Origin of the sequence: Citrobacter sp. wls717 (genome assembly GCF_005280955.1) — a bacterium.
GTDB lineage: Bacteria > Pseudomonadota > Gammaproteobacteria > Enterobacterales > Enterobacteriaceae > Citrobacter > Citrobacter werkmanii.
Genome location: NZ_SZWW01000006.1, coordinates 14,663 through 37,712, shown reverse-complemented (window position 1 = coordinate 37,712; position 23,050 = coordinate 14,663). Strand labels below are relative to the sequence as shown.

Sequence of the window (23,050 nt, the reverse complement as noted above, 5' to 3'; positions counted from 1 at the left end):
TAACAAGATAAGAAATTTTCGTGACGCTCATCACAAAACACCCCACCCCGAAAGGGTTATAGCCTTCTTTATAAGTTGCATTTAAAATACACCTTATATTATTGAGAATGAGGTAACGGCAATGTCTTATCGCGATCAACCTTTAGGTGAACTGGCGCTCTCTATTCCTCGCGCTTCGGCCCTGTTTCGTAAATACGATATGGATTACTGCTGCGGCGGTAAGCAAACGCTGGCACGCGCTGCCGCGCGTAAAGAGCTGGATTTAGACGTTATTGAGGCGCAGCTCGCGCAGCTGGCTGAACAGCCGTTGGAGAAAGACTGGCGTACCGTGGCGCTGGCTGAAATCATCGACCATATCATTGTGCGTTATCACGACAGACATCGCGAACAGTTGCCGGAACTGATCCTGCAGGCCACGAAAGTTGAACGCGTTCACGCAGACAAACCGAACGTACCGCGCGGTCTGGCGAAAAACCTGAGCATGCTGCATGAAGAGCTGTCCAGCCACATGATGAAGGAAGAGCAGATCCTGTTCCCGATGATTAAACAGGGCATGGGTAGCCAGGCAATGGGACCAATCAGCGTGATGGAAAGCGAGCATGACGATGCCGGTGAACTGGTCGAAGTGATCAAACACATCACCCATAATGTGACGCCGCCGCCAGAAGCCTGCACCACCTGGAAAGCCATGTATAACGGCATTAACGAGATGATCGACGACCTGATGGAACACATCAGTCTGGAAAATAATGTGTTGTTCCCGCGTGCCCTCGCAGGTGAATAAAAAAAGGCGCCCGAGAGCGCCTTCCTGAAGTCCGAATTCGGCCACTGCTTATGTGGCCTTTTTTGTGTCCGATATGGCTACGCCTAACGCACGCCTGCCATACGTTTCTTACCGATAAACAACCAGCCCAGACCCAGCGCGATGAACCACAGCGGCGTCACGATCAGCGCCTGGCGAGTATCCTCTTCCAGCGTCAGCAGTACCAGTACGAAAACAAAGAACGCCATACACACCCAGCACATCAGCTTACCGAGCGGCATCTTGTAGATTGATTTTTCATGCAGGTGCGGACGCTGCTTGCGGTACACCAGGTACGAGCAAAGAATGATGGTCCATACGAACATGAACAGAATCGCCGACACGGTGGTGATCATGGTGAACGCGCCAATCACGCTCGGATTCACATACAGCATCACCACGCCGCCCAACAGGCAGATACAGGAGAAGGTTAAACCTTTCGCCGGAACCGCGCGTTTAGACAGCTTGGCAAACGCTTTAGGTGCCACGCCTTCCTGCGCCAGACCAAACAGCATACGGCTGGTAGAGAACACGCCGCTGTTTGCGGAAGAGGCCGCAGAAGTTAGCACCACAAAGTTGATCAGGCTCGCCGCCGCGGGCAGACCGACCAGGACAAACAGTTCAACGAATGGGCTCTTGGATGGCACCACCGAGCTCCACGGCGTGACGGACATAATCACAATCAGCGCGAAAACGTAGAACATGATGATACGGATCGGGATCGAGTTAATGGCGCGCGGCAGAGATTTCTCCGGGTCTTTGGTTTCCGCAGCGGTTGTCCCCACCAGCTCAATGCCCACAAACGCGAACACCGCAATCTGGAAGCCGGCAAAGAAGCCGCTCAGCCCTTTCGGGAACCAGCCACCGTCATTCCACAGATGCGTGAACGATGCCTGAACGCCAGTTGGCGACTGGAAGTGCGTCAGCACCATCACCAGGCCGACGACAATCAGACCGATAATGGCAACGATTTTGATCATCGCAAACCAGAACTCCATCTCACCGAACATTTTTACCGTGGCGAGGTTAAGGCTCAGCAGCAGCACGATCACCGCCAGCGAGGCGACCCAGTCTGAGAGTTCAGGGAACCAGAATTGCGCATACGCCGTAATGGCGACAACGTCGGCCATCCCGGTAACAACCCAGCAGAACCAGTAAGTCCAACCGGTAAAATACCCGGCCCATGGCCCAAGCAGGTCGGAGGCAAAATCACTAAATGATTTGTACTCCAGATTCGAGAGCAGCAACTCTCCCATTGCCCGCATCACGAAAAACAGCATGAAACCGATGATCATATACACAAAGATGATCGACGGTCCGGCAAGACTAATAGTTTTACCGGAGCCCATAAACAGGCCGGTACCGATTGCGCCGCCAATGGCAATAAGTTGAATATGACGGTTTGTGAGATTGCGCCGTAGCGACTGTTCAGACGAAGCCTCTTCTGCGGCTTCGACTTTGACCTGATCTACCATGTTTTTTCTTCCTGTACCTGTCTGTGTTGTTCAGGCTCTACGGCCTTTAGTGTGTCTATGATACGACGATCCTGTTAGCAGGACTCATCGATATTAGGTAAGAATTGGCGGGATGAATACTAAGATTTAGATATAATGTTAATTTAATGTTTAAAGTGAGTGTCATATCACTCTGATAGCGCGAATCAGCTCACAAAAATACACGCTGGTGAGGCATTTGCAAGATAAAATATCGACAACGGCGTAACTATAGCTTTTCACGCTATTTCTTTGCTCCCCCCGGCCTCGGGGGGAACAGAAGTCACTGCTTACAGAATCTCAAGCAGTTCAACGTCGAATACCAGCGTGCTGAACGGAGGAATGGACGCGCCAGCGCCACGCTCGCCGTAAGCCAGTTCCTGAGGAATAGTCAGTTCCCATTTGGAACCCACCGGCATCAGAGTCAGCGCTTCAATCCAGCCAGGGATGACGCCGTTAACTGGGAATTCAGCCGGTTCGCCACGTGCGACAGAACTGTCGAACACGGTACCGTCGATCAGTTTACCGGTGTAATGCACGCGAACGCGGTCGGTGCGTGCCGGGATAGCACCTTCGCCCTGGGTCAGAACACGGAACTGCAAACCGGATTCAGTGCTGTTCACACCCTCTTTCTCACGGTTTTCTTCCAGATATTTAACGCCATCAGCGGCCATAGCCTGGAAACGCTCGCGACGAACTGCATCAGCACGCTCGTGGATTTCACGCAGTGCGCGATGCACAACATCAACCGGCACTGCCGGATGCTTGCCTTCCAGCGCGTCAGCGATACCCGCTACCAGCGCTTCAGGCAACAGCCCTTCCAGACCGGATTCGCTCAGCTGCTGTCCTACCTGCAAACCAATGCCGTAGCTTGCTTGCGCTTCGATAGTGTCAAAAGTCGGGGTAGCCATCATATTTCCTTTCATCGGATGTAAAGTAGCGGGCAGCATATCAGCCATGCCGCATCCGGTAAAACTTTGTCTCGGGAACTGATGACAAATCGCGAGGAAAAAGAAACAATGACTATTGTCCGCATGAATGTCACGAAAGCGGGTACCCGAACAAGTATCATAGAGTTAGCGATCTATACTCTATGACTGAGGAACGAGACGCGGAGCAGGAGGAAAGCCATGCCCGGGCGCTTTGAATTAAAACCAACCCTGGCGAAAATCTGGCATGCACCGGACAATTTTCGCATTATGGACCCGCTGCCGCCGATGCACCGCCGCGGCATTATTGCTGCTGCTATCGTGCTGGTGATCGGTTTCCTGCTCCCTTCCAGCGACAACAGCGATGCACCAGTGGTCGCGCGTACTGCCCAGTTGGATTTGCAGTCGCAGTCACAGCCGCCGACGGAGGCCCAGCTTCAGGCACAACTGGTCGCCCCGCAAAACGACCCTGGCCAGGTCGCGCCGGTTGCGCCGGAACCCATCCAGGAAGGGGAACCAGACGCACAACCGCAGGCCCAGCAATCTCAGCCACAGACGCAACCTTTCCAGCCGGATAGTGGAATTGACCAGCAGTGGCGTTCCTACCGCGTAGATTCGGGTAAAACGCTGGCCCAGGTATTCCGTGACCACAATCTCCCGCCAACCGATGTGTACGCCATGGCGCAGGTAGAAGGGGCCGGAAAACCGCTGAGCAATTTGAAAGACGGACAGATGGTGCAGATCAGGCAGAATGCCAGTGGCGTAGTGACAGGGTTAACCATCGATACGGGTAATGGCCAGCAGGTCCTGTTTACCCGCCAGCCTAACGGCAGTTTTATTCGCGCCCGATAGCCAGCACACCTGATAAGCGCAGTGCCATCAGGCAGCAAGGTGAAGCGTTAGCGTTTCACCTTGTTCACCCACCAGATCCCCGAACAGACCAGCACCAACGCTACTGCATATTTCCATTCGAGAATATTTTCGCCGAGGAAAATGGCCGACAGTACCGCGCCTGAAACCGGGATCAGGAAGTTAAACGGTGCAATCATCCCCACGCGGTTGTGTTTAAGCAAAATACTCCACAAGGCAAATGCCACCGAAGAGAGCAACGTCAGGTAGCCCAGAATCGCCAACGAAGACGCGCCGTGTACGGTCAGCGTGCCACCAAAAGCGTAACCGCCGATCACCAGCGCCAGACCGCCACCGCCCAGTTGATACCCCGTCATTACCGTCGGGTCGACCGTCTGAGAAATGCGTTTGCCGTATAACGTAGCGGCGGAGAGAATAAAGGCTGCCATCACTACCGAGCCGTCCCCTAACAGGCTGAAGCTAAAATCCAGTCCGCTGTTAAAGTTCACCACCATCACGCCGAGAAAGCCCAGGATACAACCCAGCGCCTTGTTGTAGCTGAGTTTATCGTTCTGATAGATAAAATGCGCCAGCAGCACGCTGAAGAACGTGCCAGTCGCGTTCATGATGGACCCTTTCACCCCCGTGGTGAACGCCAGGCCAATATAAAAGAAAATATATTGCAGCGAAGTCTGCGTCAGCCCCAACAGCGTGAGCTGACCATATTGACGCGGGCTTAACCGGCCAATCGGTTTACGCTGCGCCACCGCCAGCAGGAGCAGCAATAATCCCGCAAACAGGAAGCGATAGCCGGCAAAGACAATTTTCGAGGGAATGTCATCCGTGGCAATCTGGAAGATCTCGTATCCACTTTTGATCGCCGGGTAGGCGCTCCCCCACAGCAAGCAGCAGAATGCCGCGCTCAGATAGACAACATTTTTACGCGCAAACAGAGGTTGGTGCGTTGGTTCCATTCCATCACCACTTTGAAATAATGTTTTATTTTTGTGATTATCCCGAAAAGGACAAAGAATAGCCAGAGAGAAAGACGGGGAACAGAAAAGCAAAACGCCGGCACAGGGCCGGCGCTTTTACGCGGTTAGCAGAATAAAAACTTATTCCGCAACTACGTTTACAGTCAGCTTAGCAAACACTTCGCTGTGAACCTGGAAGCTCACTTCGTGCTCGCCAGTGGTACGCAGAACGCCGTTCGGCAGACGAACTTCGCTCTTAGCTACTTCAACGCCAGCTGCAGTTACAGCGTCAGCGATGTCGCGAGTACCGATGGAACCGAACAGTTTACCTTCGTCGCCTGCTTTAGACGCGATGGTTACGGTTTCCAGTGCGTTGATTTTCTCAGCACGAGCTTCAGCAGCGGACAGAACGTCAGCCAGTTTAGCTTCCAGCTCAGCGCGACGCGCTTCGAAAAATTCAACGTTTTTCTTGGTAGCAGGAACAGCTTTACCCTGTGGTACCAGGAAGTTACGAGCATAGCCCGCTTTAACGTTAACCTGATCACCCAGGCTACCCAGGTTTGCTACTTTATCAAGCAGAATAACTTGCATTACCTTATCCTCTCAAAGTCGTATTAATGGACCGTGACCGATTACTGATGACGATCAGTGTACGGCAGCAGGGACAGGTAGCGAGCGCGTTTGATAGCGCGAGCCAGCTGACGCTGGTATTTTGCACGGGTACCGGTGATACGGCTTGGGACAATCTTACCGCTTTCGGTGATGTAGTTTTTCAGCGTAGCGATATCTTTATAGTCGATCTCTTGAACGCCTTCCGCGGTGAAACGGCAGAACTTGCGACGACGGAAATAACGTGCCATATGGCTAGTCTCCAGAATCTATCAATTCAATCTGCTCGGCATGCAGAACCATTTTGCTCAGGCCGTTCTTTGCCTTATGGCAAGAGATGAACCCCTGAACGGTTACTGCGCTACCGACCGTTATACTGTGAGTAATGGCCTGGTTTTCGTGTCCGCTAACAATAACGGGCATTTGGCACCACGCCTGCCGGTGAAACCCGGCTTCCTCCTGCACAGAACGATGCTCAAGCACGAACTGGCAATGAGGAATTCCTGATGGACTGACCTTTCGAAGGGGGGCCCTGCACACGGTGCCGGACAACGCCAGACGGTTGGTCATCAGAAATTACTCTTCAGAATCCCCAGCTTCAGCATCATCTGCGGTTTCGTTTGCGAAATCATCGCGACGCTCACGGCGCTCGTCTTTCGCTTTAACCATCGGAGATGCTTCGGTAACAGCGTGTTTAGTACGCATAACCATGCTGCGGATAACGGCATCGTTGAAGCGGAAGGTAGTTTCCAGCTCATCGATCACTTCCTGCGGCGCTTCAACGTTCATCAGAACGTAGTGAGCTTTGTGCAGTTTGTTGATCGGGTAAGCCAGCTGACGGCGGCCCCAGTCTTCCAGACGGTGGATCGTGCCTTCTGCGCCAGTGATGGCAGCAGTGTAGCGTTCGATCATACCCGGAACCTGTTCGCTCTGGTCAGGATGGACCATAAAAACGATTTCGTAATGACGCATCGAATTGCTCCTTACGGATTATTCAGCCTCCTGTCTGGGTCAGCCGAGGCCCATGGAGGCAAGGAACGTGTTAAAGGTCGGCTGAAAAATGACGCGTCATAATACTGGGGTCAGCCGGTAAACTCAAGGTGCTTGTACGATTATTTACCATGTCGCCATTAATACATATCCAGCAGCATTTTGACGCTAATGCAAATGGAGACAATGACAATCATCGGCCGGATAACTTTCTTTCCGCGCGTCAGTACCACCGTTGCGCCCAGGCGCGCGCCGAGCGATTGTCCGGCAAACATCACCAGCCCCAGCGACCAGATCATTTTGCCGCCGAAAATGAAGAACAAAATCGAGGCGATGTTCGATGCAAGGTTAATAAAATTCGAGTGAATTTGTGCCTTATCGATGCTGTATCCCCACAACAGGATATAGCAGAGCGTATAAAAGGAACCCGCACCAGCGCCAAGAAATCCATCATAAAAGCCAATACAGCCGCCGCAGATCAGAGAAAAGAAAAACAGGGATACCTGCGGCTTTCTTTTCGGTTCGCTGAGGTTGGGAGCGGAAATAAAGTAGATGGCGACGGCGATAATCAGTACCGGAAGCAGTTTTTTCAACACCTCCGGTTCAATGAACTGAATGAGCGTCGTGCCTAACGCTGAGCCGATAAAAGCAGACAGGAATACATACTTGTGCTCCTGCACGTTGATATGTCCCCGGCGTAAAAAGTAAATCCCGGAGGTTAGCGAACTGCCCAGCGCCTGAATTTTGTTGGTTGCCAGCGCGTTCGCCGGAGGTAAACCAGAAATTAACAGTGCGCCAATAGAGAGAAACCCACCTCCGCCCGACACCACGTTAATAAAGCCAGCCACCAGCGCGACCATAAACATAATCACGAAGTAGCTGAAATCCATGAATGAAGTATCCATAAGTTTTTGCCTTATTATCATAAAGTTATATTAATTATACGGCTCACTATAAACAGGGTATCCATCCGTTTAAATTGACTATTTGGTATGAGCTTGTGCGCGAAAGACAGGTATTTTTTAACGCAGCGGTATCTATCAGTTACCTGTAAATAAAAGAAAAGGCGGGTATGCGGTAATTTTTTGAACAACTGCATCAGAAATGGTCGCTAACGCCTGCGCCGGTAGCGGTTAAAATTACATCAGAAGCTCATCACTCACAGGAGAGAAGCAACCAGAGACCGCAGTCGAGGAGGTACATATGCGAGCCCGTGTTTTAACCCTTCTGGCTGTGCTTTTGCTCAGTGCAAATGCAACGGCAGCCATCCAAATTGACAATCATCAGGCCAGGAATATGGATGATGTGCAGAGCTTAGGCGTCATTTACATAAATCATAACTTCGCCACTGAAAGTGAAGCCACTCAGGCCCTGAATGAAGAGACCGATGCGCAAGGCGCAAACTACTACCACGTGATCCTCACCAGGGAACCCGGCAGTAACGGAAATATGCACGCCAGTGCGGATATTTATCGCTAGCACCAGAAACAACCAACGAGAACATTGCCACCGTTTGACTTGCCCCCCTCACCGGGGGCTTTTTTTTGCACATCAGGTAAATGAGAATTATTTTTCTTTGTATCTTATCCTGGTCATCATTTACTGATTAAATAAAGCATTACCGAACTGATACTCTGGGGCGAAACCATGTTTGCACGCTATGCGACGCTGAATCGCATACCAAAAGGCGTTTGGGTGCTGGGCGGCGTGAGTCTGCTTATGGATGTCTCCTCCGAAATGATCCATAGCCTGCTGCCGTTGTTTATGGCAACCACGCTGGGAGCCAGCGTCATTATCATTGGCCTGATTGAAGGATTAGCTGAAGCCACCGCGCTGATCATTAAGGTTTTTTCCGGCGTTCTCAGTGATTATCTGGGAAAGCGCAAAGGGCTGGCGATGCTCGGTTATGGTTTGGGGGCGCTGAGTAAGCCCCTGTTCGCGATGGCGGGCTCATCAGGCATGGTACTCAGCGCTCGCATGATTGATCGTGTGGGTAAAGGTATTCGCGGCGCTCCCAGGGATGCGTTAGTCGCGGATGTCACCCCGTCCGAAATCCGCGGCGCCGCTTATGGTCTGCGCCAGTCTTTGGATACCATTGGCGCATTTCTGGGCCCCCTGCTCGCCGTCGGGCTAATGCTGCTATGGAACAACGATTTTCACACTATCTTCTGGGTTGCCGTCTTCCCTGGGGTGCTCTCTATCGCCCTGCTATGGTTTGGCCTGAGTGAACCGAAAACCCCCGTCACTGATAAACGCACCAATCCGTTACGACGGGAAAACCTGAAAAAGTTGAGTGCAGCCTACTGGTGGGTCGTGGGACTGGGCGCGCTCTTCACGCTCGCCCGCTTTAGCGAAGCGTTTCTCGTGTTGCGCGCATATCAAATGGATATCCCGCTGTTTGCCATTCCGCTGGTGATGGTCGCCATGAATCTGGTCTACAGTCTGTCGGCTTATCCTTTTGGAAAAATGTCTGACAGTATGAACCACTCCCGCATGTTACAGGCGGGCCTGCTGGTCCTGATCGCGGCGGATATCACTCTGGCGCTGAGTCACCACTGGAGCACGTTACTGATAGGCGTGGGACTGTGGGGGATTCATATGGGCATGACGCAAGGGTTGCTGGCTGCCATGATTGCGCATACCGCGCCAGCAGAACTACGCGGTACGGCCTTCGGTATGTTTAATCTGATCAGTGGCATCGCCCTGCTGTTAGCCAGTACCGGCGCGGGCATTCTGTGGGAAACGATGGGCGCAGCCTCGACGTTTTACGCTGGTGCTGTCATTTGTGCGATAGTTTTAGCAGGAATGCGATTTACGCCAGCGGCTTACCAGCAACGCTGAAGATTGCCCCGAACAGATCGGTGACGCACATCCGTAGATGCACGTTGTCCGGGGCAAAGACGTTACTTCTGCCCGTAGTAGGCGTTTGGGCCGTGCTTACGCATGAAGTGTTTATTCATCAGATAACTGTCGATGGGGCTGAGGGCCGGATTAATGTCACGCGCAATCCATGCCATTTTTGCGACCTCTTCCATCACCACAGCGTTGTGTACCGCGTCGTGCGCATCTTTACCCCAGGCAAACGGACCATGCTGATACACGACTACGCCGGGCGTATGCAGAGGCTCCACGTTCCCCAGCGTTTCGATAATCACCTTGCCGGTATTCAGCTCATACTCCTCCTGAACCTCTGCTTCAGTTAATGCCCGCGTGCAGGGGATATCACCAAAGAAGTAATCCGCATGCGTCGTGCCGAGTGCAGGTATTGCCAGACCCGCCTGCGCCCATGCCGTCGCGTGGGTTGAGTGGGTGTGCACCACGCCGCCAAGAGATAAATAGCGGCGATACAGCGCCAGATGGGTGGCGGTATCGGAAGAAGGACGATAGCGTCCTTCCACCACGTTGCCATACAGATCCACAACCACCATGTCATCCACTGTCATTGTTTGGTAGTCGACGCCGCTGGGCTTAATCACCACCAGCCCCCGTTCGCGGTCGATGGCGCTGACGTTACCCCAGGTAAACGTCACCAGCCCATAACGCGGCAGATCCATGTTGGCCTCAAAAACCTGCTGTTTAAGTTTTTGCATTACACCGTCTCCACCAGACCTGCGCTGGCCATCCGCGCTTTCACCCAATCGCGCGCCTTCGCCACTTCACGCGCCGGATCGTCCGTTGTTTCACTCCACATCTCAATCAGGTATGGCCCGCAATACCCACTCTGCTTGAGCGTTGCAAAACAACGTTCGAAATCGACAACACCTTCACCAAACGGCACATTTTTGAACACGCCGGGTCTGGTGTCCTTCACGTGAACGGCCACGATATGGCCTATTCCTGCCTGCAACTCCATCTGCACGTCGTTATCCCACGCCGACAAATTGCCGATATCGGGATACAGCTGGAACCACGGATTATTGAGATAGTGGGCATAACCCAGCGCCTTACTGATCGAATTCATCAGCGGATAATCCATGATCTCCATCGCCAGCGTCACCTGCGCGCGACTTGCCATCTCAACGCTCTCTTTTAGCCCCTCGCGAAATCGACGACGCGTTTCGTTATTAGCCTGCTGGTAATAGACGTCGTAACCCGCCAGTTGAATCACGCGAATACCAATATCCTGCGCAAACTGAATGGCTTTCCGCATGATCGCCAGTCCCTGATCGCGCACCGCATCATCTTCGCTCCCCAGCGGGAAACGGCGGTGAGCGCTCAGGCACATAGAAGGTACACGTACTCCCGTTTCGGCGATGGCGGCCACCAGCGCCAGACGCTGCTCGCGGCTCCAGTCAAGGCGCGCGAGGCGGGCATCGGTTTCATCAACCGACATTTCGACAAAGTCAAAACCTAACTCTTTCGCCAGCCGCAAGCGCTCCAGCCAGCACTCCCCTCCGGGGAGCGCTTTTTCATAAATACCGAGCGGGACCTGTTTCGACAACATAGTCGCTCCTTAGCCCCACAACTGGGCGATGGAACGTTTAAACTGACGCGCCGCCTCAACCGGAGACGCGGCATCACGAATGCTGCGGCCAGCGATAAAGACGTGAATAGGAATCCCCTGGAACAGCGGCAGATCCTCCAGCGCCAGACCGCCGGTGACGGTGACTTTAAAGCCCATATCAGACAGGCGTTTGATGGCACTGATATCCGCCTCTCCCCACGCCACACCTGCGGCCTGCGCATCACGACTGCGATGATAGACAACCTGCCCGATACCCGCGTCACGCCACTCCTGAGCCTGTTCCCAGGTCCAGTAACCGGTCAGTTCAATCTGTACGTCGCCGTTAAATTCTTTCGCCACCTCGAGCGCACCTTTGGTGGTATTGATATCCGCACAGCAGATAACAGTGACCCAATCAGCGTTGGCCTCGAAACACATGCGAGAGAGAATTTTACCCGCATCGGCGATTTTGGCGTCCGCCAGCACAATTTTATGTGGGTAGAGCGCCTTCAGGTCACGTACGGCACGTACGCCCTCAGCAACACAAAGAATGGTGCCCACCTCAATGATATCGACCTCTTCGGCGATCAGACGCGTCGTTTCATACGCAGAAGACATTGATTGGTTATCCAGCGCAACCTGCAACATAGGTAATGACATTTCGGTATCCTTTTAAACAGCCGCCGCAGTGGCGTTATCAATTAAATCCAGCACTTCCTGCGCGGTGCGGCAGGCACGTAGACGGTCGAAATTGGCTTCATCATCAAACAGATTCACGATCTGCATAATGCCCACTTCCTGATGCGTGTTGGCGTCGACCGCCGCCATCGTGATCAGAATATCCACCGGGTCGTTATCTTCGTGGTTAAACACCAACGGTGTTTTCAGCGTCACCAGCGCAAAGCCGGTCTTCTTAACGCCTTCTTCCGGGCGCCCGTGCGGCATCGCCAGTCCTGGCGCAATCACAAAGTACGGACCAAACTGTTCAACCCCATCAAGAATGGCCTGGTAGTAGCGCGGTTCAACCACGTCGGCCTTAACCAGCAGATCCACGCCCAACTTTACCGCTTCCTGCCAGGTGTTGGCCTCGGCCTGTAGCAGGATGGCGTTATTGTCTGCCAGCGAATCACGTAATTTCATATGCCGTATCCTTACTTCACGTCCTGTGGGAAATGCGCTTTGATCACTTCCAGCAGTTTTGGTCCAAAATCGGCGGGCGATAGCATGTTGCGTACGCCAACAACATATTTATTGCCAGTTACGGTAATTTCACCGGCAATATGGGTAGAGGCGATGATGATATCCGCGCCGTTCAGTTCACTTTTGTACTCACCCACTGCGCAGCTGTTCACTGTATGGTCAATATTTGACTGGGTTAAAAACTGGTCCACTTTCATCTTCATGATCATGGAACTGCCCTGCCCATTGCCACACACAGCCAGAATACGTACGGTCATAATCGGAACTCCTTATTAAGCAGAGTGTTCTGCCAGTTGTTTTTCTGCGTCTTCCTCAGCGCGCAACGTGCGTCCTGCGAAAAACATATAAGCCAGTGCAATCAGAATAATGACGGCCATAAACGCGATGCCGATGGAGGCAAAGCCCTGCATCATCGGCGGCGCCAGAATTGACCAGTCCGCCATCCCCATCCACGCGCTCATACCGGTGAGTTTCACCGCCCAGACGCAGCCAAAGATTTCAATCATCCCCATCACCAGACAAATCTTGAGCGCCGCGCGCCAGCCGCCAAAGTGGTTCGCGAACACGCCAATGGTGGCGTTGGAGAAAAACATTGGGATAAAACCAGGAATAATCAGGATGGAAGAGCCGCAACCCACGAGGATGCCGACCGCAATCAGTTGGCCGATGGTGCCCCACATAAAGCCCCACACCACCGCATTGGGAGCAAAGCTGTATATCGCCGCACAGTCAATCGCCAATACCGCACCGGGAATCAGACGCTGCGAGATACCGTTGAACGCTTCTGAAAGTTCGGCGACGAACATACGTACGCCCTGGGTGATGATGAAGATCGCCACGGCAAACGAAAAACCAGTCTGCAGGATGTACACCGTCCAGTGCGTTTTCCCCGCCATCGCCTGAACCACATCAATGCCGAAAGAAAGCAGGATCGCCCCGAAGAAAATGGTCATGACAATCGCGGTCGAAACGATGTTGTCATGGAAGATATTCAGCCAGCCAGGCAGTTTCAGATCTTCTACGCTCTCCTCTTTTTTACCCAGATAAGGCGCGACCTTGTAGGCAATCCATGAAGCGAACTGCTGCTGGTGGCCGATGGAAAAACCGCAGCCGTCGGTCACTTCCTGCGTCGGCTTGTACATCATATTGGAGGTAATCCCCCAGTAGAGCGACACCAGCACCGCCGTGCAGATAATGGTGGTCCACATGGAATAGCCGAAGATATAGAAAGAGACCGCAATTAAGCCCGCCTGCTGGAACATGATGTGCCCGGTGAGCATGATGGTGCGAATGCCGGTAATACGTCGCAGCAAGACGTAACAAATGTTCAGCGCCAGCGCCAACAGCACGGCATAACCTACCCAGCTATAAGCGTCTCCCATACGTTCAATGGTTGCCATCATGGAGGCATACGTATCGGAAATCGCACCATTGATACCGTAAACCTCGGACATCTTCGCCACCACCGGTTTAAACGTGCTGGTCAGAATGCCCGATCCCGCCTGCAGCAGCATAAAACCGATAATCGTTTTGATCGTGCCTTTGATAATGACGCTGACGCTTTTGCGCAACAGGATGTAGCCGAGGCAGGTCACAATACCCAACAGCAACGGCGCGTTGGTCATGACCTGATTAAAAAAGACGGTAAAGATGTTGTAGAGGATCTCCATAACGATCTCCAGTAGACAAAGTTGCTGAACATTCATTACAGATGTTCAGGATGTTGTGCCCCCACTCTAATTTTCAAAAGTAATCACAACAAGATTGAATTTGATTAAATGTGATGGAGTACGCAAATAAATCTCTTACCCGAGCCAGGGTTTTATGGAACATTCATAGAGCAAAAAATAAAACTCATAAAAACAATAAAATACAAAAATAGATTGCTACAAAGCATCCCGTTACGTTGTGAGTAATAGACGCTTTACGACGGAATCAGAAAAATCCACGCATTGCCTTCTTGATAAATTGATGTCAGTATCAATCAAAATAAATCATAATTTGATTCAACTTGAACCAACATGAAGGTAAATGCGATGAGTAAAGTAAAAAGCATCACGCGCGAATCATGGATTCTGAGCACATTCCCGGAGTGGGGAAGCTGGCTGAATGAAGAGATCGAACAGGAACAGGTCGCACCTGGCACCTTTGCTATGTGGTGGCTTGGCTGTACCGGAATTTGGCTAAAGTCGGAAGGCGGGACTAACGTCTGCGTCGATTTCTGGTGCGGAACAGGTAAGCAAAGTCACGGTAATCCGCTGATGAAAACCGGTCACCAGATGCAACGCATGGCGGGCGTGAAGAAACTGCAGCCAAACCTGCGTACTACGCCGTTTGTACTTGATCCGTTTGCGATTCGCCAGATCGATGCAGTGCTGGCTACGCACGATCATAACGATCACATCGACGTCAATGTCGCGGCTGCGGTCATGCAGAACTGCGCGGACGACGTGCCGTTTATTGGGCCACAAACCTGTGTGGATCTGTGGGTCGGCTGGGGCGTGCCGAAAGATCGCTGCATCGTGGTAAAACCCGGCGATGTGGTTAAAGTGAAAGATATTGAAATTCATGCGCTTGATGCTTTTGATCGTACCGCGTTGATTACTCTTCCCGCCGATCAGAAAGCGGCGGGCGTGCTGCCGGACGGTATGGACGCGCGCGCCGTTAACTATCTGTTCAAAACACCGGGCGGCACGCTGTATCACAGCGGCGACTCACACTACTCCAACTATTATGCCAAACACGGCAATGAGCATCAGATTGACGTCGCGCTCGGATCCTATGGCGAAAACCCGCGTGGCATTACCGACAAGATGACCAGCTCCGACATGCTGCGTATGGCCGAAGCGTTGAATACAAAAGTCGTCATCCCCTTCCATCATGACATCTGGTCTAATTTCCAGGCCGATCCTCAGGAGATTCGTGTGCTGTGGGAGATGAAAAAAGATCGGCTGAAGTATGGCTTTAAGCCATTCATCTGGCAGGTAGGTGGCAAATTCACCTGGCCGCTGGATAAAGATAACTTTGAATATCACTATCCACGCGGCTTTGATGACTGTTTCACGATTGAACCGGATCTACCGTTTAAATCCTTCTTGTGATTCACACCAAATGCCGGGCATAACCCGGCATTTTTTCCCCATTTACTTTAGTATTTCCAGGCTATTTCAAATATCATCTTTTCAAATCAATTTGTATCGGAATAGCTCATGACTGAAGCACAAAGACATCAAATATTGCTGGATATGCTGGCGCAGTTGGGCTTTGTTACCGTTGAGAACGTAATTGAGCGCCTGGGAATTTCCCCCGCCACAGCCCGCCGGGATATCAACAAACTCGACGAAAGCGGCAAACTCAAGAAAGTTCGTAACGGCGCAGAAGCCATCACGCAGCAGCGCCCGCGCTGGACGCCAATGAATCTGCATCAGGCGCAGAACCACGATGAAAAGGTTCGCATTGCCAAAGCGGCCTCTCAACTGGTGAATGCCGGTGAAAGCGTGGTGATCAACTGCGGATCGACCGCCTTCCTGCTCGGACGTGAAATGTGCGGCAAGCCAGTGCAGATCATCACTAATTATCTGCCGCTGGCGAACTATTTGATCGACCAGGAGCATGAGAGCGTGATCATCATGGGAGGACAATACAACAAAAGCCAATCTATCACGCTTAGCCCACAAGGTAGTGAAAATAGCCTGTATGCCGGGCACTGGATGTTCACCAGCGGCAAAGGGTTGACCGCAGATGGACTGTATAAAACCGATATGCTGACCGCGATGGCGGAGCAGAAGATGCTTAACGTGGTGGGCAAACTGGTGGTGTTGGTCGATAGCAGTAAGGTCGGTGAACGCGCGGGGATGCTGTTCAGCCGCGCCGATCAAATCGATATGCTGATCACCGGCAAAAATGCGGACCCTGAGATCCTGCAACAGCTCGAAGCTCAGGGTGTAAGCATTATGCGCGTTTAAAGGTGCTGGCGGAAAAACGTCACCGTCGCAGCCAGCGCTTCTGGCGTAATGCGGTGGCGTACGCCTGCTTCCCACAGACAGGTCAGGTTATTGTCCAGACCAGCCTGAATCAGCGCCTGCTGTAAGCGAAAAGTTTCAATAGCCGGTACCACATCATCTTCCTGCCCATGCCATAGTAGCAACGGTCTGTCGGCCAGGCGTGGCAACTGGTGCGTCACTTCCCATTCGGCCAGCGGCGCGATGAGGGCATCAAACGCAGCCTGCTGTTCTGGCGTCTGGACCAATAAAGGCGGAAAAAGCGTCTGCGCAAGCCGGGTAAAGTAGCCCGAACCCATCAGGCTGGCTACACATTTCACCTCGGGGTGACGAGCCATAATGCCCAGGGCCGTCATTCCCCCCATTGACGCTCCGCCTACGGCAAGCCGTTCATCTGACAGCCAATTTTCTGCCACCAGCGCCGCACGTAACGTCGAAAATTCCTGCATGTTTTGCTGCAATATGTGCCAAAAGCGGTATATCCGCCCCTGTGCGTCACCCTTGAAGCGGGCACCATGGTCTGGCGCATCTGGCATCACTACCCGGAATCCAGCCTGAGCCAGAGCAACGGCAAAATAGCTGTAGACCAGACTGGAAGATGTAAATCCGTGATAGAAAATAATACAGGGGAGTGAACATGCGCGTTTGCCAGCCGGAACGGCGTGCAGGACAGGGATACCCGCCAACTGTCGTGTTTCAATTTCGATCATTTGTCGCCTCTTTCTTTCTGGTATGCCACGCAGCAATACTTAACGCAAGCGAATGTGTTCGACAATGATTCATAATGTTGAGAACTGGGTTACGCTTTCGCAACATTTTCATTCGAAAATCGCGTGAGAGATAACAATTCGGGAACATTCCCCTAAAGGGAAATTAATAAGGCACTACACTATGGCTATCAGGAAACGAGATAGAGTTATGCGTCGGTTTGCCTCTTTGTTGCTGGTTTTATTTTTAAGCGCCTGTAGCGTGCTACAGGGAACGCCGCAACCCGCACCGCCCGTTGCCGACCACCCGCAGGAGATCCGCCGTAACCAGAGTAATGGGTTACAGCGAATAGGGACGGTTAGCGCGCTGGTAAGAGGCTCACCGGATGATGCGCTGGCTGAAATCCGCGACAAAGCCGTCGCGGCAAAAGCTGATTATTATGTGGTCTTATTAGTCGATGAGACCATTGTGACAGGCCAATGGTATTCACAAGCGATTTTGTATCGTAAATAACATTGGTTTGAAATTTAGTCAGCTTTACATTGCTTTGCGCCCCTATGCGTTTACCTGTGCACAATAAACCAACAGCAGGAAGCTTGAGGTTTATTATCGCGATGGAATGCCCTGCCGTGTGTAGGGGTACGAATAATGGAGCTGACGATGAAACAATCACTTGCCTTATCCTCACTGCTGCTTTCTACCGGACTGGTAGGTACTACGGCGCAGTCTGCCGAGTTCGCCAGTGCTGACTGTGTTACCGGCCTGAACGAAATAGGGCTGATATCCGTCAGTAACATTGCAGGAAATCCGCAGGATGTAGAACGTGTCGTTGCGTTAAAAGCGGATGAACAAGGTGCTTCATGGTATCGGATCATTCAAATGTATGAAGATCAGCACCCCGATAACTGGCGCGTCCAGGCCATACTCTATGCGTAACAGATTGCCGGATGGGGTAAACTTATCCGGCCTGCTTTAACGTAGGCATTATGATAAGACGCGCCAGCGTCGCCATCAGGCATATTATTACCGTAATCCTCCCGTTGCCCGTAGCAGCAGATCATTCTGTACCTGTTCAGACAACCGTCGTCCACCACGCGTATCCAACATCATCTGACACCAGGCCTGCGCCACTGGCGGAGAGGCATAGCGCAACATTTGCGCCCCGCAACCGAGCAGGAAAAGCTGCTGCGTAATCTCCCGTCCCAATTCTTCAATGGGTTTACGCAGGTGTTGCTGCAACTGACGAACCATCCGATCGTAATGACGATCCTGCCCTTTGACCTCGGCAAAGGCTTCGCTGAGCATATCGTAGATACCGGGTTGTTTTGCCAGCACCCGCAATACATCAAGACACATAATATTGCCGGAGCCTTCCCAGATACTGTTTACCGGCATCTCACGGTACAGACGTGGCAGCTCACTCTCCTCGCAGTAGCCAACCCCACCCAATACTTCCATCGCCTCAGCGACAAACGGCATCCCGCTTTTGCAGACAGAATATTTCGCCGCTGGCGTAAACAACCGAGCCCACAGCGCTTCTTTGGCATCAGCGCGGCGGTCCCAGGCCCGTGCCAGCCTAAACAGTAACGCGGTCTGGCCTTCCAACTGGAGCGCCATTCGGCTTAAGACCTGACGCATCATCGGCTGTTCAATCAATGGCTTGCCAAATACCTGTCGTTGGTGCGCATGATAAATCGCCACGGAAAAGGCACGTCGCATCATGCTATGGCTACCGAGCGCACAGTCAAAACGCGTCATACCACCCATTTTCAGGATATGGCGTATACCTTCTCCTTCTTCGCCCAGCAGCCAGCCAATAGCATCGTGGAATTCGACTTCGCAGCTGGCATTGGAGCGGTTGCCTAACTTATCTTTCAGCCTCTCGAGACGGATAGCATTACGTTGACCATCGGGTAAAAATCGCGGTACAAAAAAGCAGGATAATCCCCCCTTTGCCTGCGCCAGCACCAAATGGGCATCGCTTTGTGGCACAGAGAAAAACCACTTATGTCCCACCAACCGATACGAGCCGTCTGCGAGGCGTTCCGCCTGGGTGGTATTGCTCAACACATCTGAGCCCCCCTGTTTCTCGGTCATTCCCATACCGATCAGCAGCCCACGCTTTTGCCCACCCGGCAATAAATGCGAGTCATAACGGTCACTTAGCAGCGGCGTAAACCAGTCGTGAAATTGTGAAGGTAGCATCTGCAGTAACAGCGGCGTGGCGGCAAAAGTCATGGTTACCGGACACAACGTGCCTGCTTCCACCTGCGCATGCAGCATGAAACGCGCCGCGCGGGCAACAAATGTTCCCTGCCGCGCTTCGTCTTCCCAGGCAAGGTTATGCACGCGGTTGGCGCACAGCCCCTGCATCAGCAAATGCCAGGCAGGATGAAAACGCACATCGTCCAGTCGCTGCCCCTGCGGATCGTAGCGCAAAAGCTCGGGTGGAAAAGCATTAGCCAGGCGACCCAGTTCGAGCGACTCCGCGGTACCTAGCTGCTGGCCAATACTCGCCAACAGATCGCTGTCCCAGCCCGCCCCTTCGCGGATAACCGCTTCGCACAGGGCGCCATCGGACAGGTATAAGTTGCTGTTATTGAGCGGTACAGGTTGGTTAAAAACGGTATGCGTTTGCCAGTGCATTGTGTTTCCCTCCGTCAATGGCCGTGGCCTTAAGTATGGCCAGCCAGACAAGAGAGTGCCTGGGATGAAGGTCACAAAAAAGCCATCCCAGGGGATGGCTTGAGAGAAATTGAGAATGAATTAGCCGCGCTGACGAACGGCCTCAAACAGGCAGATGCCGGTCGCGACTGAAACGTTTAGCGACGAAACGCTCCCTGCCATCGGGATACTGATCAGTTCGTCACAATGTTCGCGGGTCAGACGACGCATTCCTTCGCCTTCAGCCCCCATGACCAGCGCCATACGTCCGGTCATTTTGCTCTGATAGAGAGTATGGTCGGCTTCGCCAGCGGTGCCCACAATCCAGATATTCTCTTCCTGCAGCATACGCATCGTGCGCGCCAGGTTAGTTACGCGGATCAGCGGTACGCTTTCAGCCGCGCCACAGGCCACTTTTTTCGCCGTCGCATTCAACTGTGCGGAACGATCCTTCGGTACGATAACCGCATGTACACCAGCAGCATCCGCGCTACGCAGGCATGCGCCCAGGTTATGCGGATCGGTGACGCCATCGAGGATCAAAAAGAACGGCTGATCGAGCGCAGCAATCAGATCCGGTAGATCGTTCTCCTGATACTGACGACCCGGCTTCACGCGCGCAATAATCCCCTGATGTACCGCACCCTCGCTTTTCTCATCCAGGAACTGACGGTTAGCCAACTGAATGACAACGCCCTGCGCTTCCAGTGCATGGATCAACGGCAGCAGGCGTTTATCTTCACGGCCTTTGAGAATAAAGACGTCCTGGAAGCGCTCAGGCGCACGTTCCAGCAGAGCCTGCACCGCGTGGATGCCGTAAATCATTTCACTCATGAATGTACTCGTTAATAGTTTGTGCGTAACGCCGGGCAACATAATAGTTGCCCGACTTACAGTTTATGGCTGTTATTGTGCGACGTTCTTTTTCGCCGCACGTTTAGCTTTGGTGGCGGCAGCGATTTTACGCGTTTTTGCCGATGGCTTTTTCGCTTTTTTATCGCTTTTCTTCTCAGCCGTTTTTTTATCCGCCAGAGGTTTGGCTCTGCCTTTCTTCTCGCCGCGGAATGCGCTGTCCGGCTCGAAATTCACCTTTTTGCCCATTTGACGACGTTTACCGGTAGTTTTACCTGCATCGCCTTTTTTAGCTTTTTCGCGTGCGGTTTTGCCCTCATTGCGCGGCGCACGTTCGCTGGAGATCAAACTGAAATCGATTTTACGCTCGTCCATGTTGACCGCTTCCACGCGAACTTCCACACGATCGCCCAGGCGATACATCTGACCGCTTGACTCCCCCGTCAGGCGCTGCCCAACCTGGTCAAAGCGATAGTAGTCGTTATCCAGGGAGGAGACATGCACCAGACCGTCGATAAACAGTTCGTCAAGACGGACAAAGAAGCCAAACCCGGTCACGCTGGCAATTACGCCTTTAAAGACGTTACCCACCTGATCCAGCATGAAGTCACACTTCAGCCAGTCAGAGACGTCGCGCGTAGCTTCGTCAGCACGGCGTTCGGCCATCGAACAGTGCTGGCCCAGTTGCAGCATCTCTTCCATTGAATAATGATAGCCACCGGTTTCCGTGGTGTTGCCTTTATGGCCCTGCTCCTGCGCCAGCAAATATTTAATTGCACGGTGCAAAGAGAGATCCGGGTAACGACGAATCGGCGAGGTAAAGTGCGCATAAGATTGCAGCGCCAGACCAAAGTGACCCCGGTTTTCTGGATCGTAAATCGCCTGCTTCATCGAGCGCAGCAGCATAGTTTGCAGCATTTCCGCGTCAGGACGGTCGGCAATCGACTCCAGCAATTCAGCGTAATCGCGCGGCTCGGGTTTATTGCCGCCAGGCAGTTCCAGACCCAGTTCGGCCAGTACGGAACGGAAGGAGGTAATCGCTTCGGTCGTCGGCTTATCGTGAATACGGAATAAGGCTGGCTCTTTGGCTTTCTCAACGAATCGCGCCGCTGAGATGTTCGCCATGATCATGCACTCTTCAATCAGCTTGTGCGCGTCGTTACGTTGCGTCTGTTCGATACGTTCAATACGACGTTCAGCGTTGAAAATAAACTTCGCTTCTTCACTTTCAAACGAGATACCGCCGCGTTCTTCCCGGGCTTTATCCAGCACTTTGTAGAGATTATGCAGCTCTTCAATATGTTTCACTAACGGCGCATACTGCTCGCGCAGTTCCTGATCGCCCTGCAGCATGTGCCAGACTTTGGTGTAGGTCAGACGCGCATGGGAACTCATTACCGCTTCGTAGAATTTAAAGCCGGTTAACCGTCCTTTCGACGAAATGGTCATTTCGCACACCATACACAGACGGTCTACCTGCGGGTTCAGCGAACACAATCCGTTAGACAGCACTTCCGGCAGCATCGGGACAACCTGCGACGGGAAGTAGACAGACGTGCCACGGCTGCGCGCTTCCTGATCCAACGGAGTCGGCGGGCGGACGTAATAGCTTACGTCAGCAATCGCCACCCATAAACGCCAGCCGCCGCCGCGTTTCTTCTCGCAGTAAACCGCATCATCGAAGTCACGCGCATCTTCGCCATCAATAGTGACCAGCGGGAGATCGCGTAGATCAACACGTCCAACTTTCGCCTCTTCCGGCACTTCTTCTTTCAGCCCGGCAACCTGTTTTTCGACTGCCTGCGGCCAGATATACGGGATTTCATGGGTACGCAGGGCCATATCAACAGCCATGCTGGTGCCCATGTTGTCGCCCAATACTTCAACGATTTTACCCACAGCTTTGGTGCGACGGGTTGGACGCTGGGTCAGCTCAACCACGACCACAAAGCCCATACGCGCCCCCATCACCTCTTCCGGCGGAATAAGGATATCGAAGCTCAGGCGGCTATCGTCCGGGACGACAAACCCGACCCCAGCGTCGGTGAAGTAGCGGCCGACAATCTGGCTGGTTTTCGGCACCAGTACGCGCACAATACGCGCTTCGCGACGACCTTTACGGTCCGCGCCCAGCGGCTGCGCCAGCACCTGATCGCCATGAATGCAGGTTTTCATCTGCTCGCTGGACAGGTACAGGTCATCTTTGCGGCCTTCAACGCGCAGAAAGCCGTAGCCATCACGGTGGCCAATAACGGTACCTTTCAGCAGGTCGAGACGTTCCGGCAGCGCGTAGCACTGACGACGAGTGAAGACCAGTTGCCCGTCACGCTCCATCGCGCGCAGGCGACGACGCAGCGCTTCTTGCTGTTCTTCACCTTCAATGTTGAGTTCAGCGGCCAACTCATCGCGGTTGGCCGGTTTTTCACGTTTAGTTAAATGTTCGAGGATAAATTCCCGGCTCGGGATAGGGTTCGCGTATTTTTCAGCTTCGCGTTCCTGGAAAGGATCTTGTGACATCTCGGTTCCTCCGTTGTC

At 52.8% G+C, this 23,050-nt stretch carries 26 protein-coding genes; 8 read left to right on the top strand and 18 right to left on the bottom strand.

Features of this window, described 5'->3' with window-relative positions:
• Nucleotides 1–121 precede the first annotated feature (121 nt).
• Complete coding sequence (ytfE, locus tag FDX09_RS02600; RefSeq protein WP_079225626.1) at nucleotides 122–784, top strand: iron-sulfur cluster repair protein YtfE; 663 nt, start codon at nucleotides 122–124, stop codon at nucleotides 782–784.
• Between the two features lie 83 nt (nucleotides 785–867).
• Here ytfE and cycA read toward each other — a convergent pair whose 3' ends face one another.
• Nucleotides 868–2,277, bottom strand: coding sequence for a D-serine/D-alanine/glycine transporter (gene cycA / locus FDX09_RS02595; protein ID WP_038636591.1), 1,410 nt, complete (start codon nucleotides 2,275–2,277; stop codon nucleotides 868–870).
• 308 nt (nucleotides 2,278–2,585) lie between these two features.
• Entirely contained in the window at nucleotides 2,586–3,206 is a 621-nt protein-coding gene (gene fklB, locus FDX09_RS02590) for an FKBP-type peptidyl-prolyl cis-trans isomerase (protein ID WP_038642968.1), read from the bottom strand.
• Between the two features lie 219 nt (nucleotides 3,207–3,425).
• Between fklB and FDX09_RS02585 the strand changes: the two genes are divergently transcribed.
• Nucleotides 3,426–4,076: an OapA family protein gene (locus tag FDX09_RS02585; RefSeq protein WP_069324743.1), complete on the top strand. Its 651-nt coding sequence runs from the start codon at nucleotides 3,426–3,428 to the stop codon at nucleotides 4,074–4,076.
• Between the two features lie 47 nt (nucleotides 4,077–4,123).
• Here the strand turns inward: FDX09_RS02585 and FDX09_RS02580 are convergent, their stop codons facing one another.
• The 6 genes from FDX09_RS02580 to FDX09_RS02555 all read right to left on the bottom strand — a co-directional run bounded on the left by FDX09_RS02580 (nucleotide 4,124) and on the right by FDX09_RS02555 (nucleotide 7,551).
• Nucleotides 4,124–5,047 carry a DMT family transporter gene (locus FDX09_RS02580; RefSeq protein WP_085048461.1) on the bottom strand — a complete coding sequence of 308 codons (924 nt, stop codon included), beginning with the start codon at nucleotides 5,045–5,047 and terminating at the stop codon, nucleotides 4,124–4,126.
• 141 nt (nucleotides 5,048–5,188) lie between these two features.
• Nucleotides 5,189–5,638 carry a 50S ribosomal protein L9 gene (gene rplI, locus FDX09_RS02575; RefSeq protein ID WP_003025676.1) on the bottom strand — a complete coding sequence of 150 codons (450 nt, stop codon included), beginning with the start codon at nucleotides 5,636–5,638 and terminating at the stop codon, nucleotides 5,189–5,191.
• 41 nt (nucleotides 5,639–5,679) lie between these two features.
• A complete protein-coding gene (rpsR, locus tag FDX09_RS02570) occupies nucleotides 5,680–5,907 on the bottom strand; it encodes a 30S ribosomal protein S18 (RefSeq protein WP_000135199.1) in 228 nt (75 codons plus the stop codon).
• Nucleotides 5,908–5,911: 4 nt separating this feature from the next.
• Nucleotides 5,912–6,226: a primosomal replication protein N gene (priB, locus tag FDX09_RS02565; RefSeq protein WP_006686338.1), complete on the bottom strand. Its 315-nt coding sequence runs from the start codon at nucleotides 6,224–6,226 to the stop codon at nucleotides 5,912–5,914.
• A gap of 6 nt (nucleotides 6,227–6,232) precedes the next feature.
• A complete protein-coding gene (rpsF, locus tag FDX09_RS02560; protein WP_003025672.1) occupies nucleotides 6,233–6,628 on the bottom strand; it encodes a 30S ribosomal protein S6 in 396 nt (131 codons plus the stop codon).
• Between the two features lie 158 nt (nucleotides 6,629–6,786).
• Nucleotides 6,787–7,551: a TSUP family transporter gene (locus FDX09_RS02555; RefSeq protein WP_038636579.1), complete on the bottom strand. Its 765-nt coding sequence runs from the start codon at nucleotides 7,549–7,551 to the stop codon at nucleotides 6,787–6,789.
• Nucleotides 7,552–7,849: 298 nt separating this feature from the next.
• Between FDX09_RS02555 and yjfY the strand changes: the two genes are divergently transcribed.
• Together yjfY and FDX09_RS02545 are read left to right on the top strand one after the other, a co-directional pair.
• Nucleotides 7,850–8,125, top strand: a complete 276-nt coding sequence (gene yjfY / locus FDX09_RS02550) for a DUF1471 family protein YjfY (protein WP_038636575.1) — start codon at nucleotides 7,850–7,852, stop codon at nucleotides 8,123–8,125.
• Nucleotides 8,126–8,293: 168 nt separating this feature from the next.
• Complete coding sequence (locus tag FDX09_RS02545; protein WP_137346745.1) at nucleotides 8,294–9,487, top strand: MFS transporter; 1,194 nt, start codon at nucleotides 8,294–8,296, stop codon at nucleotides 9,485–9,487.
• Between the two features lie 62 nt (nucleotides 9,488–9,549).
• On the opposite strand, the gene FDX09_RS02540 is transcribed toward FDX09_RS02545, so the two are convergent.
• From FDX09_RS02540 to ulaA, 6 genes are read right to left on the bottom strand one after another with little or no spacing between them, the layout of a single operon-like run.
• Nucleotides 9,550–10,236 carry an L-ribulose-5-phosphate 4-epimerase gene (locus tag FDX09_RS02540; RefSeq protein ID WP_137346744.1) on the bottom strand — a complete coding sequence of 229 codons (687 nt, stop codon included), beginning with the start codon at nucleotides 10,234–10,236 and terminating at the stop codon, nucleotides 9,550–9,552.
• On the bottom strand, nucleotides 10,236–11,090 hold the full coding sequence (locus FDX09_RS02535) for an L-ribulose-5-phosphate 3-epimerase (RefSeq protein ID WP_038636566.1): 855 nt from the start codon (nucleotides 11,088–11,090) through the stop codon (nucleotides 10,236–10,238). The genes FDX09_RS02540 and FDX09_RS02535 overlap by 1 nt, the downstream gene beginning before the upstream one ends.
• A gap of 9 nt (nucleotides 11,091–11,099) precedes the next feature.
• Complete coding sequence (gene ulaD, locus FDX09_RS02530) at nucleotides 11,100–11,750, bottom strand: 3-keto-L-gulonate-6-phosphate decarboxylase UlaD (RefSeq protein ID WP_032940270.1); 651 nt, start codon at nucleotides 11,748–11,750, stop codon at nucleotides 11,100–11,102.
• A 12-nt stretch (nucleotides 11,751–11,762) separates the two neighbouring features.
• Nucleotides 11,763–12,230 (bottom strand): PTS ascorbate transporter subunit IIA, encoded by a 468-nt coding sequence (gene ulaC, locus FDX09_RS02525; protein ID WP_038636563.1) that lies wholly within the window; start codon nucleotides 12,228–12,230, stop codon nucleotides 11,763–11,765.
• Nucleotides 12,231–12,241: 11 nt separating this feature from the next.
• A complete protein-coding gene (ulaB, locus tag FDX09_RS02520; RefSeq protein ID WP_001577590.1) occupies nucleotides 12,242–12,547 on the bottom strand; it encodes a PTS ascorbate transporter subunit IIB in 306 nt (101 codons plus the stop codon).
• Nucleotides 12,548–12,562: 15 nt separating this feature from the next.
• The gene (gene ulaA / locus FDX09_RS02515) at nucleotides 12,563–13,960 is read right to left on the bottom strand and encodes a PTS ascorbate transporter subunit IIC (protein WP_038636554.1); all 1,398 of its coding nucleotides are present in this window, start codon (nucleotides 13,958–13,960) and stop codon (nucleotides 12,563–12,565) included.
• A gap of 366 nt (nucleotides 13,961–14,326) precedes the next feature.
• Here ulaA and ulaG point away from each other — a divergent pair, with 366 nt between their 5' ends.
• Nucleotides 14,327–15,391, top strand: coding sequence for an L-ascorbate 6-phosphate lactonase (gene ulaG / locus FDX09_RS02510; RefSeq protein ID WP_038636551.1), 1,065 nt, complete (start codon nucleotides 14,327–14,329; stop codon nucleotides 15,389–15,391).
• Between the two features lie 108 nt (nucleotides 15,392–15,499).
• Nucleotides 15,500–16,255 (top strand): HTH-type transcriptional regulator UlaR, encoded by a 756-nt coding sequence (gene ulaR / locus FDX09_RS02505; protein WP_006686325.1) that lies wholly within the window; start codon nucleotides 15,500–15,502, stop codon nucleotides 16,253–16,255.
• On the opposite strand, the gene yjfP is transcribed toward ulaR, so the two are convergent.
• Nucleotides 16,252–17,001 (bottom strand): esterase, encoded by a 750-nt coding sequence (gene yjfP, locus FDX09_RS02500; protein WP_085048467.1) that lies wholly within the window; start codon nucleotides 16,999–17,001, stop codon nucleotides 16,252–16,254. The genes ulaR and yjfP overlap by 4 nt on opposite strands.
• 181 nt (nucleotides 17,002–17,182) lie before the next feature.
• Between yjfP and bsmA the strand changes: the two genes are divergently transcribed.
• Together bsmA and yjfN are read left to right on the top strand one after the other, a co-directional pair.
• Complete coding sequence (bsmA, locus tag FDX09_RS02495; RefSeq protein ID WP_038636544.1) at nucleotides 17,183–17,512, top strand: biofilm peroxide resistance protein BsmA; 330 nt, start codon at nucleotides 17,183–17,185, stop codon at nucleotides 17,510–17,512.
• A gap of 147 nt (nucleotides 17,513–17,659) precedes the next feature.
• Nucleotides 17,660–17,935 carry a DUF1471 family protease activator YjfN gene (yjfN, locus tag FDX09_RS02490; RefSeq protein ID WP_077223936.1) on the top strand — a complete coding sequence of 92 codons (276 nt, stop codon included), beginning with the start codon at nucleotides 17,660–17,662 and terminating at the stop codon, nucleotides 17,933–17,935.
• A gap of 87 nt (nucleotides 17,936–18,022) precedes the next feature.
• Here yjfN and FDX09_RS02485 read toward each other — a convergent pair whose 3' ends face one another.
• The 3 genes from FDX09_RS02485 to rnr all read right to left on the bottom strand — a co-directional run bounded on the left by FDX09_RS02485 (nucleotide 18,023) and on the right by rnr (nucleotide 23,032).
• Nucleotides 18,023–19,645 carry an isovaleryl-CoA dehydrogenase gene (locus FDX09_RS02485; RefSeq protein ID WP_137346743.1) on the bottom strand — a complete coding sequence of 541 codons (1,623 nt, stop codon included), beginning with the start codon at nucleotides 19,643–19,645 and terminating at the stop codon, nucleotides 18,023–18,025.
• 120 nt (nucleotides 19,646–19,765) lie between these two features.
• Nucleotides 19,766–20,497: a 23S rRNA (guanosine(2251)-2'-O)-methyltransferase RlmB gene (rlmB, locus tag FDX09_RS02480; RefSeq protein ID WP_038636534.1), complete on the bottom strand. Its 732-nt coding sequence runs from the start codon at nucleotides 20,495–20,497 to the stop codon at nucleotides 19,766–19,768.
• A gap of 72 nt (nucleotides 20,498–20,569) precedes the next feature.
• Complete coding sequence (rnr, locus tag FDX09_RS02475) at nucleotides 20,570–23,032, bottom strand: ribonuclease R (RefSeq protein WP_137346742.1); 2,463 nt, start codon at nucleotides 23,030–23,032, stop codon at nucleotides 20,570–20,572.
• Nucleotides 23,033–23,050: the final 18 nt, after the last annotated feature.

Coding starts and splice junctions, on each gene's coding strand:
- ytfE (WP_079225626.1), top strand. CDS start 122: ATGTCTTATCGCGATCAACCTTTAGGTGAACTGGCGCTCTCTATTCCT.
- cycA (WP_038636591.1), bottom strand. CDS start 2,277: ATGGTAGATCAGGTCAAAGTCGAAGCCGCAGAAGAGGCTTCGTCTGAA.
- fklB (WP_038642968.1), bottom strand. CDS start 3,206: ATGGCTACCCCGACTTTTGACACTATCGAAGCGCAAGCAAGCTACGGC.
- FDX09_RS02585 (WP_069324743.1), top strand. CDS start 3,426: ATGCCCGGGCGCTTTGAATTAAAACCAACCCTGGCGAAAATCTGGCAT.
- FDX09_RS02580 (WP_085048461.1), bottom strand. CDS start 5,047: ATGGAACCAACGCACCAACCTCTGTTTGCGCGTAAAAATGTTGTCTAT.
- rplI (WP_003025676.1), bottom strand. CDS start 5,638: ATGCAAGTTATTCTGCTTGATAAAGTAGCAAACCTGGGTAGCCTGGGT.
- rpsR (WP_000135199.1), bottom strand. CDS start 5,907: ATGGCACGTTATTTCCGTCGTCGCAAGTTCTGCCGTTTCACCGCGGAA.
- priB (WP_006686338.1), bottom strand. CDS start 6,226: ATGACCAACCGTCTGGCGTTGTCCGGCACCGTGTGCAGGGCCCCCCTT.
- rpsF (WP_003025672.1), bottom strand. CDS start 6,628: ATGCGTCATTACGAAATCGTTTTTATGGTCCATCCTGACCAGAGCGAA.
- FDX09_RS02555 (WP_038636579.1), bottom strand. CDS start 7,551: ATGGATACTTCATTCATGGATTTCAGCTACTTCGTGATTATGTTTATG.
- yjfY (WP_038636575.1), top strand. CDS start 7,850: ATGCGAGCCCGTGTTTTAACCCTTCTGGCTGTGCTTTTGCTCAGTGCA.
- FDX09_RS02545 (WP_137346745.1), top strand. CDS start 8,294: ATGTTTGCACGCTATGCGACGCTGAATCGCATACCAAAAGGCGTTTGG.
- FDX09_RS02540 (WP_137346744.1), bottom strand. CDS start 10,236: ATGCAAAAACTTAAACAGCAGGTTTTTGAGGCCAACATGGATCTGCCG.
- FDX09_RS02535 (WP_038636566.1), bottom strand. CDS start 11,090: ATGTTGTCGAAACAGGTCCCGCTCGGTATTTATGAAAAAGCGCTCCCC.
- ulaD (WP_032940270.1), bottom strand. CDS start 11,750: ATGTCATTACCTATGTTGCAGGTTGCGCTGGATAACCAATCAATGTCT.
- ulaC (WP_038636563.1), bottom strand. CDS start 12,230: ATGAAATTACGTGATTCGCTGGCAGACAATAACGCCATCCTGCTACAG.
- ulaB (WP_001577590.1), bottom strand. CDS start 12,547: ATGACCGTACGTATTCTGGCTGTGTGTGGCAATGGGCAGGGCAGTTCC.
- ulaA (WP_038636554.1), bottom strand. CDS start 13,960: ATGGAGATCCTCTACAACATCTTTACCGTCTTTTTTAATCAGGTCATG.
- ulaG (WP_038636551.1), top strand. CDS start 14,327: ATGAGTAAAGTAAAAAGCATCACGCGCGAATCATGGATTCTGAGCACA.
- ulaR (WP_006686325.1), top strand. CDS start 15,500: ATGACTGAAGCACAAAGACATCAAATATTGCTGGATATGCTGGCGCAG.
- yjfP (WP_085048467.1), bottom strand. CDS start 17,001: ATGATCGAAATTGAAACACGACAGTTGGCGGGTATCCCTGTCCTGCAC.
- bsmA (WP_038636544.1), top strand. CDS start 17,183: ATGGCTATCAGGAAACGAGATAGAGTTATGCGTCGGTTTGCCTCTTTG.
- yjfN (WP_077223936.1), top strand. CDS start 17,660: ATGAAACAATCACTTGCCTTATCCTCACTGCTGCTTTCTACCGGACTG.
- FDX09_RS02485 (WP_137346743.1), bottom strand. CDS start 19,645: ATGCACTGGCAAACGCATACCGTTTTTAACCAACCTGTACCGCTCAAT.
- rlmB (WP_038636534.1), bottom strand. CDS start 20,497: ATGAGTGAAATGATTTACGGCATCCACGCGGTGCAGGCTCTGCTGGAA.
- rnr (WP_137346742.1), bottom strand. CDS start 23,032: ATGTCACAAGATCCTTTCCAGGAACGCGAAGCTGAAAAATACGCGAAC.